The sequence below is a fragment of the Streptomyces sp. P5F9 genome, from assembly GCF_057961495.1.
This window is the reverse complement of sequence record NZ_JBXVPZ010000337.1, coordinates 1-10,743: the sequence shown is the minus strand read 5'-3', so window position 1 is coordinate 10,743 and position 10,743 is coordinate 1. Positions and strand designations below refer to the sequence as shown.

Genomic DNA, 10,743 nt, shown 5'->3' with positions numbered 1-10,743 from the left:
GGCTCGGAGGGGGCGGCGGGAAGGGTTGGTGACCGTCAGGGTGACGTCGGCGGATTCGCCCAGGCGTACAGAGGTGTCGCCCGAGCGGGTCAGGCCCAGGTGGCGTACCGGGGCGGCCAGGGCGAAGTCGCAGGCGCAGGCCACCGCCAAGGGGGCGTTGACGGCGAGGATGCCCGTCCAGCTGGGTTCCCAGATGCCTACGGGGAGGGAGCCCAGGGCTGCGAGGAGGGCGGCGCGTCCGGTGAGGGCCATCAGCGGGGGACCGGGACGTGGGCGAGGATCGCGTTGATCACGGAGTCCGCCGTCACGCCCTCCATCTCGGCCTCGGGGCGCAGCTGCACGCGGTGGCGGAGGGTGGGGAGCGCGAGGGCCTTCACGTCGTCGGGGATGACGTAGTCGCGGCCCGTGAGCCAGGCCCACGCGCGCGAGGTGGCCAGGAGGGCGGTGGCGCCACGCGGGGACACGCCGAGGGTGAGGGACGGCGATTCGCGGGTGGCGCGGCAGATGTCGACTACGTAGGCGGTGATTTCGGGGGAGATCGTCGTCTTGGCGACGGCCGCGCGGGCTGCTTCGAGGTCGGCGGGGCCCGCTACGGGGCGCAGGCCGGCGGCGTGCAGGTCGCGTGGGTTGAAGCCCTCAGCGTGGCGGGTGAGGACGTCGATCTCGTCCTGGCGGGAGGGGAGAGGGATCGTCAGTTTGAGGAGGAAGCGGTCGAGCTGGGCCTCGGGGAGGGGGTACGTGCCCTCGTACTCGACGGGGTTCTGCGTCGCGGCGACCAGGAACGGGTCGGGGAGCGGGCGCGGGGTGCCGTCGACCGTGACCTGGCGTTCCTCCATGGCCTCCAGGAGGGACGACTGGGTCTTCGGAGGGGTGCGGTTGATCTCGTCCGCGAGGAGGAGGTTGGTGAAGACCGGGCCGGGCTGGAAGCGGAACTCGGCGGAGCGGGTGTCGTAGACGAGGGAGCCGGTGACGTCGCTCGGCATCAGGTCCGGGGTGAACTGGATGCGCTTGGTGTCGAGTTCGAGCGCGGATGCGAGGGCGCGGACGAGCAACGTTTTGGCTACTCCAGGGACTCCTTCTAGGAGAACGTGTCCGCGGCAGAGGAGGGCGACGACGAGGCCGGTCACGGCGGGGTCCTGGCCGACCACGGCTTTGGCGATCTCGGCTCGCAGGGATTCGAGGGAGGCCCGGGCGGCGTCCGGATTCCCCGTGGTCCCGGCGTTGTCAGTGGTCGGGTCCATCATGAACGGCGTACCTCTCTTTCGAGGGCGTCGAGGTGGTCGGCAAGTGCGATGAGGGCCGTGTCGTCGCTGGGCGGCGGGCCGAAGAGGAGGGCGTGCAGGGTCTGTCCGTCGCCGTGGAGATGGGCGGAGAGCGCGGGGAGCAGGGCTTCGGGCGCGTGCGCCTGGGAGACGGGGACGCCTACGAGGGGGGCGAGGCGAGTGCGGGTGGTGGAGCGCAGGGCGTTGGCCGCGCGGTCGCGGGCGTTGGCCTTGCGGTAGAGGCGGGCGCGGCCTTCGACGGTTTCGGAGGCGCGGATCGCGACGGGGAGTTTCTCGGGTACCAGGGGGCCCAGTCGGCGTGCCCGCCACAGGGCGGCCAGGCCTGCGGCGATGAACAGTTGCAGGGTGCCCCAGAGCCAGCCCGAGGGGAGCAGGTCGAAGAAGCTCTGGCTGCCGGAGTCGGTGGCCGAGGTGTCGGACAGCGAGGGGAGGTACCAGACCAGATGGGGGCGGGAGCCGAGGAGTTGGAGGGCGAGCGAGGCGTTGCCCTGCTTGTCGAGACGCTTGTTGAAGAAGATGTCGGGCGAGCCGATGACGACGGTGTCGCCGCCTCCGGACGCGTCGGGGAGCCGGAGCAGGGTCGGCATGCCGTTGCTGGCGTAGCACTCGTCGGCGTCCGCGGCTGTGGTCGTGTACCTGTAGTCGCCGGTTTCCGCGTCGCCCGCGCGCTGGGCGGCGGGCAGGGAGCAGTCGGGGGACAGCAGTGTGTCGAAACTGGTTCCGGCGTCCGCGGTGACCTCGGGGGCGAGCCGGGGGAGGGACGCGGGACCGGGCGCGACGAGGACCGTACGGCTGTCGGAGTTCGCGAACGCCGAGTGCAGGACGGACTGTTGACGCTTGGTCAGCAGGTCGGGGACGGCGACCAGGAGGGTGGTGTCCGGGTCGGCTGCGGCGCGGGCTTGGGCCAGGGTGGTGACCACGCGCGTGGACACGTCCCGGTCGCCGAGGAGTTCGGCGACGGCACGGCTGCCGTAGGGGTCGGCGGAGCGCGGATCGAGGTCGCCGTGCCGGGCGTCGGAGCGGATCGCGGCGATCGCCACGGCGGCCGCCAGGAGGATCACGAGCGCGAGGAGGATGCCCCGCGCGCGGGTCCACACCTGGCGGGCGGTCGGCGAGGCCGAGGTGGCGGGAAGCGTGGCCTCCGCGGTCATTCGGCGGCCCCCTGGCTGGTCTGGTGGGCCGTGCTGTGGGCGCTGCTTGTGAGGACGGGCCTGGTGCGCTCCAGGTCGCGGTCGAGTTCGGCCATGCGGCGGTACGACTGCTCGCTCGCGCCGCGTCCGCCGTATGTCACGTCGTCGAAGTGTGCGGCGGCGGCGCGGAGTTCGGACGTGTGCGAGGGCAGTGCGCGGCCGGCTTCCGCGACGGCTTCGTCGGCTGTGCGGCCGGGGCGGGCGTCGAGCAGGGCCCGTTCCTCCAGGGCGCGGACGATGGCACGCATGCGTTCCTGCACGGCGGGGTTCCAGTGCCCCTGGGCGGCATGTGCCTCGGCGGCCGCGCGGTGCTCGGCGGCGCTGCGGGGGCCGTTCTCGAACAGGGCGGCGGCGGAGACGGGTTGGCGGCGCGGGGTGCCGAGGCGCCACCACAGGGCGGCGCCGACGACGAGGACGGCCAGGATGACGACGACCAGGCCGAGCGTGCCGCCGGGTGCCGCCTCCGATGCGCTGCCGAACAGTTTGTCGATCCAGTCCCAGATGGCGTCCAGGGCCCGCTGCACCAGGCTGGGGTCGTTCTCGTGGTACATCTGCTTGGACAGTTCACGCCGGGCCGCCTCCCGCGCGGGGTCGCGCGGGGTCGTCACCGGTGGCTCGTCGCCCGAGAGGGCTGATGACCGTACGACTGTGCCGTGGGCGCGCAGCAGTGCCCCCGCGGCCGATTCGACGGCACGCGGCAGCGCCGTGGGTACCGCTGTGAGAACTCCCCCCGCCAGGCTCACCGCATCAACTCCCCGGAGTGGGGCCGGGGGCGGGGTGGCCGTAGTCCTGGACGCCGGCGGCGCGGGCCAGGTCGAGGTCGAGGGCCTCGCGGCGGATGCGCTGGTCGATGTACAGGAGCACGGTGACGCCCGCCGTGATCGGGAACGCGATCATGCGGCCGATCACCGAGCCGAGGCCGCTGATGATGAGGAACGTCCAGCCGAGGCCGCCGGTGCCGTCGACGAGGCCGCTGAGGCCGTCGCCGCTGAACAGCCCGGCGATGAAGGCGAACGGGATGACGAGGATGGACGACAGGATGCTCGCGATGATCTGGGCGAGCAGCTGGATGCCGAAGATCCGCCACCAGGAGCCGCGCACCAGCTTCGCGGAGCGGCTCATCGACTTGATGATGCCCTGCTTCTCCAGCATGAGCGCGGGCGAGGCCAGGGAGAAGCGGATCGCCAGCCACAGGGTGACGACGCAGCCGGCGAGGCCACCGAGGACGGCGAGCGCGATGCCTCCGTCCTGCGACCCGGTGACGGCCACGATGATGCCCGGCACGGTGGGGACGCCGATCAGGACGACGGCCATGAGGATCAGCAGGCAGATCAGGCCGAACAGCTTGAGCACCTGGGGGCGGGCATCGCGCCAGGCCTCTCCGGCGGTGACCGGCTTGCCGAGCACGGCACGGCTGGTGACCGAGGTGAGCAGGGCGGTGGCGACGACGGTGCCGATGAGGACGACCAGGTAGACGACGCCGGTGCTGAGGAAGGCCTCGCTCATGGCGCGGGTCACTTCGGAGGCGCTGGCGTTCGGGTCGTCGAGGGCCTGGGTGCTGGCGAGGTCGTTGAAGGCGAAGCCCTGGACGAGGACGACGACGGTCTGCATGACGACGGCGACGGTGAGCGAGATGCCCAGGACCGTGCGCCAGTAGGTGCGCATCGTGGAGACGGCGCCGTCGAGGATCTCGCCCACGCCGAGCGGGCGGAGCGGGATCACGCCGGGCTTGGCCGCGGGCGGGGGGCCGCCCCACCCGGTTCCCCAGCCGCCGGGAGCACCGTTGCCGCCAGGACCGCCGTAACCTCCGTAGCCGCCGTATCCCCCAGGGCCTCCAGGGCCGGCCGGGCCGCCGGGGTGGCCGCCGCCCCAGCCCGGGCCCGGCGGTGGGGGAGGCGGTGCCTGGCCCCGGCCCGGAGCGCCGGTGGGCGCGGACCACTGGGCGGGTGGCGGCTGCTCCTTGGACCACTGCGGACCGGGGCCCGACGGGTCCGTGCCCGGCTGGTCCGCGGGCTGTGCGGTACCGGGGCCGTCGGCCGGCTCGGCGGGACCGGACGCGCCGGGCTCGGGCCCGTCGGGCGGGGCGGATCCGGGCGAGGCCCAGCCCGGAGTGTCGTTCATCGTCGCTCCTTCACGGTGCCCGTCCGCGGGCGCGGCGGCAGGTTGGCAGCCATCGTGCCATGGGGTGGTCGAGCGGTGACCGGCCGCGGTATGGGCTGCGCACCTTCAATTGTCCGCCGGATACGGGGCAGACTGACCGCATGGCTGATCAGTACGCGGAATCCGGCGAGGACGGCTGGCCGACCGAGATACCCGCTATCCGTTGGGACGAGCCCCCCGAGGGACCTGTGCTGGTCCTGCTCGATCAGACGAGACTGCCTGCCGAGGAGGTCGAGCTGGTGTGCACGGACGCGTCCGCGCTGGTGGACGCGATCCGCTCGCTGGCGGTGCGCGGTGCGCCGCTGCTCGGCATCGCGGGGGCGTACGGCGTCGCGCTCGCCGCCGCGCGGGGCTTCGACGTGGACGAGGCCGCGATCGCGCTGGCGGGCGCCCGGCCCACCGCGGTGAACCTCTCCGTCGGCGTGCGCAGGGCCCAGGCCGCGCACCGGGCCGCGCTCGCCGAGGGAGGCGGTGCCGAGCGGGCGGCGGGGGCGGCGTTGGCTGCGGCGCGGCGGTTGCACCGGGAGGACGCCGAGGCCAGCGCGCGGATGGCCGCGCACGGGCTGGCCCTGCTGGACGAGCTGCTGCCCGGCGGTGGGCACCGGATTCTGACCCACTGCAACACCGGGGCGCTGGTGTCGGGCGGCGAGGGCACGGCCTTCGCGGTGGCGCTCGCGGCGCACCGGGACGGGCGGCTGAGGCGGCTGTGGGTGGACGAAACGCGTCCGTTGCTGCAAGGTGCTCGCCTGACGGCGTATGAGGCGGCACGCAACGGAATGGCGTACACCTTGCTCACGGACAACGCGGCGGGCTCTTTGTTCGCGGCCGGGGAGGTGGACGCGGTACTGATCGGGGCGGACCGGATCGCCGCCGACGGTTCGGTGGCGAACAAGGTGGGGAGCTATCCGCTCGCCGTGCTCGCCCGGTACCACCATGTGCCGTTCATCGTGGTGGCGCCGGTGACGACGGTGGATAGGGACACGCCGGACGGGGCGTCCATCGAGGTGGAACAGCGCCCCGGCTTCGAAGTGACGGAGATCACGTCACCCCAAGTGACGGTGTCGGGAGCGGGAGGCGGGATTCCGGTGGCACCGCTGGGGACCCAGGCGTACAACCCGGCGTTCGACGTGACGCCTCCCGAGCTGGTGACGGCGATCGTCACCGAAGAAGGCGCTGTTTCGCCCGTGACGGCGGAGGCGCTGGCAGAGCTGTGTGACAGGTCACGACAGGTAACGATTTAGTTAATGGGATGATGTCGTTTATGAAGGGACGAGTCCTTGTCGTCGATGACGACACCGCACTGGCCGAGATGCTCGGCATTGTGTTGCGTGGTGAAGGTTTTGAGCCGTCTTTCGTAGCCGACGGCGACAAGGCGCTGGCCGCTTTCCGTGAGAGCAAGCCCGACCTGGTGCTCCTGGACCTGATGCTGCCCGGACGGGACGGTATCGAGGTGTGCCGCCTGATCAGGGCGGAGTCCGGGGTGCCGATCGTGATGCTCACGGCGAAGAGCGACACCGTCGATGTCGTGGTGGGCCTGGAGTCGGGCGCTGACGACTACATCGTGAAGCCGTTCAAGCCGAAGGAGCTGGTCGCCCGGATCCGGGCGCGGCTGCGGAGGTCGGAGGAGCCGGCACCCGAGCAGCTCGCCATAGGCGATCTGGTCATCGACGTGGCCGGTCACTCCGTGAAGCGGGACGGGCAGTCGATCGCGCTGACGCCGCTGGAGTTCGACCTGCTGGTCGCGCTCGCCCGTAAACCGTGGCAGGTGTTCACGCGTGAGGTGCTCCTGGAGCAGGTCTGGGGCTACCGGCACGCGGCGGACACCCGGCTGGTGAACGTGCATGTCCAGCGGCTGCGTTCCAAGGTCGAGAAGGACCCGGAGCGGCCGGAGATCGTGGTGACCGTCCGCGGGGTCGGTTACAAGGCGGGACCGAGCTGACATGTCCAGGGACAGTGCCGCTTCGGCGCCCGGGGGGTCCGGGACCCACGCGGGGCGGCCTGTCGGCCGGACGGCGGCGGACTCCCGCTGGGGACGCCTGTGGGAGGGCGTGCTGCTGCAGGGCGGGGTCCAGGGCAGCCCGGTCCTCCGCCTGTTCATGCGCTGGGTGCGCCGGCCGCTGCTGCCGGTCATGCGGCTGTGGCGGCGCAACATCCAGCTCAAGGTCGTCGTCACGACCCTGCTGATGTCGCTGGGCGTCGTCCTGCTGCTGGGCTTCGTCGTCATCGGCCAGGTGCGCAACGGCCTGCTGGACGCCAAGGTGAAGGCCTCGCAGAGCCAGGCCACGGGCGGCTTCGCCGTGGCCAAGCAGCGGGCCGACGAGGCGGGCAGCGGTGCCGCCGCCGACGGTTCCACGACCGACGACGGTTCCTCGCAGAACGTCATCTCCTGGATGAGCGACCTCGTGTCGTCGCTGTCCAGCGGCGGCCAGGGCGCCTTCGACGTGGTGACACTGCCCGCCGGCATGGACAGCGGCAGCGGACGCAGCCCGCGCGGCTCCGGGTACGTCGACCCGTCCGCGAGCGTGCCCGAGGACCTGCGCGCGCGGGTCAACGACCGTACGACGGCGGCCCAGAGCTACACCCGCATCATCTACAGCAACGGCAAGGAGTCCCAGCCGGCGCTGGTCGTGGGCAAGCAGGTCAACGACCCGAACGGTGATCCGTACCAGCTGTACTACCTCTTCCCGCTCACCCAGGAGGAGAAGTCGCTCAGCCTGGTCAAGGGGACCCTTGCCACCGCCGGGCTCTTCGTCGTCGTACTCCTGGGGGCCATCGCCTGGCTCGTCGTGCGGCAGGTCGTCACACCGGTGCGGATGGCCGCCGGGATCGCCGAGCGGCTGTCTGCCGGGCGCCTACAGGAGCGCATGAAGGTCACCGGTGAGGATGACATCGCGCGGCTCGGCGAGGCCTTCAACAAGATGGCGCAGAACCTTCAGCTGAAGATCCAGCAGCTGGAGGACCTGTCGCGGATGCAGCGGCGGTTTGTGTCGGACGTGTCGCACGAACTGCGGACGCCGCTGACGACCGTACGGATGGCGGCCGATGTCATCCATGACGCGCGCGTGGACTTCGATCCGATGACCGCGCGGTCGGCCGAACTGCTCGCAGATCAGCTGGACCGTTTCGAGACGCTGCTCGCGGACCTGCTGGAGATCAGCCGCTTCGACGCGGGCGCGGCAGCCCTGGAGGCCGAGCCGATAGACCTCAGAGAGGTCGTACGGCGGGTTCTCAGCGGCGCCGAGCCGCTCGCCGAGCGCAAGGGCACGCAGATACGCGTCGTCGGCGACCAGCAGCCCGTGGTGGCCGAGGCGGATGCCCGGCGGGTGGAGCGGGTGCTGCGCAATCTCGTCGTCAACGCCGTGGAGCACGGCGACGGCAAGGACGTCATAGTCAAGCTCGCCACCGCGGGCGGGGCGGTCGCCATCGCGGTGCGCGACTACGGAGTCGGGCTCAAGCCCGGTGAGGCCACCCGGGTGTTCAGCCGCTTCTGGCGGGCGGACCCGGCACGCGCGCGTACCACCGGCGGTACGGGTCTGGGGCTGTCCATCGCCCTGGAGGACGCGCGGCTGCACGGCGGCTGGCTGCAGGCGTGGGGGGAGCCGGGCGGCGGTTCGCAGTTCCGGCTGACGCTGCCGCGGACCGCGGACGAACCACTACGGGGCTCGCCGATACCCCTGGAGCCCAAGGACTCACGCCGCAACCGCGGACTCAGCGACGCCGGGCTGCCGAGCGGGGGCGGGGACAAGCGCGCGACGGTCCCGGTGCAGCCGATGGGTGACCAGGTGCCACCGATACCCTCGCGGGCCCCGATCGCCCCCAGGATGGCCTCCACGACCGCCACGGCGGACCCGACGGCGCTGCCCGGCAACGGCGCGCGCGTGGTGCCCCGGCCGACCGGCGGCACCCGGCGCCAGGAGGACCGGTCGCCCGCGGAGCCGGCCCGGAGCGAGACCGCGGGCAGCACGGACCCGGCCGGCGTACCGGAGGAATCGAACAAGCAGGGGGAGGCATCTCGTGGGCGCTGACCGCGCGGGGGGCGCCCGGCGGAAGCCGGCACGCGCGGCGGCGTACGTCGCGATGGGCGTCGTAGTGCTGGCGGGTTGTGCCTCGATGCCCGACAGCGGGGATCTCCGGGGGGTCGAGTCGACGCCCCGGCAGGACACCCAGGTGCGCGTTTTCGCGATGCCGCCCCGGGAGGACGCGTCGCAGGGGGAGATCGTGCAGGGCTTCCTTGAGGCGCTGACCAGCGACGATCCGAACTACAAGACGGCGCGCATGTACCTGTCCGCCAAGGCCGCGCGGAACTGGCAGCCCGAGTCGTCCACCACGGTGCTCGCCGACGGGCCGAGCACGGAGGCCGTCCGTCCCCCGGTCGGCCGGGAGGACACCGGCACCTTCACGTACACCCTGACCGGCGCCCGGGTCGCCACGGTGGACTCCCAGCAGGCGTATGCCCCGGCGAACGGGCAGTACAGCAAGGCCGTACATCTGACGAAGGACGCGAAGAGCGGCCAGTGGCGTATCGACGACCTGCCGCAGGGCGTCGTCATGGGTGAGTCGGACTTCCAGCGCAACTACATGTCGGTCAACAAGTACTACTTCGCGTCGAACACGTCGGCCGGGACGAGCTCGCAGCCGATCGCGGTCGCCGACCCGGTGTTCGTACGGCGGCGGGTGGATCCGATGACGCAGATGGTGCGGTCGCTCCTGAACGGGCCCACCAGTTGGCTCGGCCCCGTGGTCAGGTCGAGCTTCCCCACCGGGACGGCGCTGCCGAAGGGCGTCACCTCGCTGACGCCCGACGACCAGAACAAGCTGACGGTCCCGTTGAACCAGAAAGCCTCGCGGGTGGGGCTGGCCCGGTGCAACGAGATGGCCACGCAGATCCTCTTCACGCTCCGGACCATGACCCCCACGGTGGACAAGGTCGAGCTGCAGGCCGCCAACGGCGCGCAGTTGTGCGTCTACAACGAGGGCAACGCGGACACCCTCGCGGCACACGGTGCCGTGAACCGGCCCGAGTACCTGTATTTCCTCGACGACAAGCACCGCGTGGTGCGGATGTCCAGCGGCGGCACACGCGCCGATCCGGTGCCGGGCGCGCTGGGCGAGGGCGAGAAGCAGCTGCGGTCGGTGGCGGTGTCGCGCGACGAGGAGACCGGCGCCGGCGTCGGTCTCGACGGGAAGTCGCTCTACGTCGGGTCGATGGTGTCCGGTGCCTCGCTCGGGGACCCCGTGCTGACCAGCCAGGGCAAGACGGAGGCCGACCGGCTGACGGCCCCCAGCTGGGACGCGCAGGGCGACCTCTGGGTGGCCGACCGGGACCCGGAGAAGCCCCGGCTGCTCCTGCTGCAGAAGGGCGCGGGGCAGCCGATAGCGGTGGAGATGCCGGGGCTGGACGGCCGTATCGAATCGGTGCGGGTGGCCGCCGACGGGGTGCGGATCGCGCTCGTCGTGGAGAAGAACGGCAAGCGGTCCCTGCTCGTCGGGCGGATCCAGCGGACGGGATCGGCGGGCGAGACACCGGTGGTCTCGGTCCTCGAACTGCTTTCCGTCACCCCGGACTTGGAGGAGATCACGGCCATGTCGTGGGCCGGGGACAGCCGGCTCGTGGTGGTGGGGCGTGAGCACGAGGGCGTGGTGCAGATGCGGTACGTCCAGGTCGACGGCTCCACGCCCGAGGGCCCAGCGCCCGCGGCCCTGACCGGGGTGAAGGAGATCGCCGCGTCCGAGGACGACAAGCTGCCGCTGGTGGCCTACTCGGAGGACGGGATCGTACGGCTGTCCAGCGGGGCGCAGTGGCAGAAGGTCGTCAAGACGGGGTCGGCGCCGGTCTATCCGGGGTGACGTGTCGACGCGTCAACGCGTCGAGGCATTGAGGTGGCGGACTGAAAGCGGCCGTCTCCGGTCGGGCTGAGGCTCGGTCGGGGGCGGCCGTTCGCGTGTTCCGGGGTGGCCTTGCACTCGTGTGGGTGACGGTCGTTGACGGTTGCGCGGAGTTGTCCACAGGCCGTTGTCCACAGGGGTGGCCGGTTGGTCGGGGCGTTGGCACAGTGGTGGGCATGCGGGGGTGGTGGCGGGATCTCACGGATCTGGTGCTGCCGGCCGAG

Annotated in this window: 8 protein-coding genes and 1 pseudogene; 4 read left to right on the top strand and 5 right to left on the bottom strand. The window is 71.8% G+C overall.

Annotated elements, in window-relative coordinates; genetic code table 11:
* From AC31A1_RS37015 to AC31A1_RS36995, 5 genes and pseudogenes are all read right to left on the bottom strand, one after another.
* Positions 1–252: pseudogene (locus AC31A1_RS37015) on the bottom strand (DUF58 domain-containing protein); the annotation flags it as partial.
* Complete coding sequence (locus tag AC31A1_RS37010) at positions 252–1,241, bottom strand: AAA family ATPase (RefSeq protein ID WP_106971240.1); 990 nt, start codon at positions 1,239–1,241, stop codon at positions 252–254. The gene AC31A1_RS37010 and the pseudogene AC31A1_RS37015, both read right to left, overlap by 1 nt.
* A complete protein-coding gene (locus AC31A1_RS37005; protein WP_489657498.1) occupies positions 1,241–2,434 on the bottom strand; it encodes a DUF4350 domain-containing protein in 1,194 nt (397 codons plus the stop codon). The genes AC31A1_RS37010 and AC31A1_RS37005 overlap by 1 nt, the downstream gene beginning before the upstream one ends.
* Positions 2,431–3,216, bottom strand: a complete 786-nt coding sequence (locus AC31A1_RS37000) for a DUF4129 domain-containing protein (protein WP_489657497.1) — start codon at positions 3,214–3,216, stop codon at positions 2,431–2,433. The genes AC31A1_RS37005 and AC31A1_RS37000 overlap by 4 nt, the downstream gene beginning before the upstream one ends.
* Positions 3,217–3,220: 4 nt before the next feature.
* Entirely contained in the window at positions 3,221–4,594 is a 1,374-nt protein-coding gene (locus tag AC31A1_RS36995) for a hypothetical protein (protein ID WP_489657496.1), read from the bottom strand.
* Between the two features lie 140 nt (positions 4,595–4,734).
* Between AC31A1_RS36995 and mtnA the strand changes: the two genes are divergently transcribed.
* From mtnA to AC31A1_RS36975, 4 genes are read left to right on the top strand one after another with little or no spacing between them, the layout of a single operon-like run.
* Positions 4,735–5,874 (top strand): S-methyl-5-thioribose-1-phosphate isomerase, encoded by a 1,140-nt coding sequence (mtnA, locus tag AC31A1_RS36990; RefSeq protein WP_489657495.1) that lies wholly within the window; start codon positions 4,735–4,737, stop codon positions 5,872–5,874.
* Between the two features lie 8 nt (positions 5,875–5,882).
* On the top strand, positions 5,883–6,572 hold the full coding sequence (gene mtrA, locus AC31A1_RS36985; RefSeq protein WP_187284748.1) for a two-component system response regulator MtrA: 690 nt from the start codon (positions 5,883–5,885) through the stop codon (positions 6,570–6,572).
* Position 6,573: 1 nt separating this feature from the next.
* Entirely contained in the window at positions 6,574–8,658 is a 2,085-nt protein-coding gene (gene mtrB / locus AC31A1_RS36980; RefSeq protein WP_489657494.1) for an MtrAB system histidine kinase MtrB, read from the top strand.
* A complete protein-coding gene (locus tag AC31A1_RS36975) occupies positions 8,648–10,480 on the top strand; it encodes an LpqB family beta-propeller domain-containing protein (protein WP_489657493.1) in 1,833 nt (610 codons plus the stop codon). The genes mtrB and AC31A1_RS36975 overlap by 11 nt, the downstream gene beginning before the upstream one ends.
* The last annotated feature ends 263 nt before the right edge of the window (positions 10,481–10,743 follow it).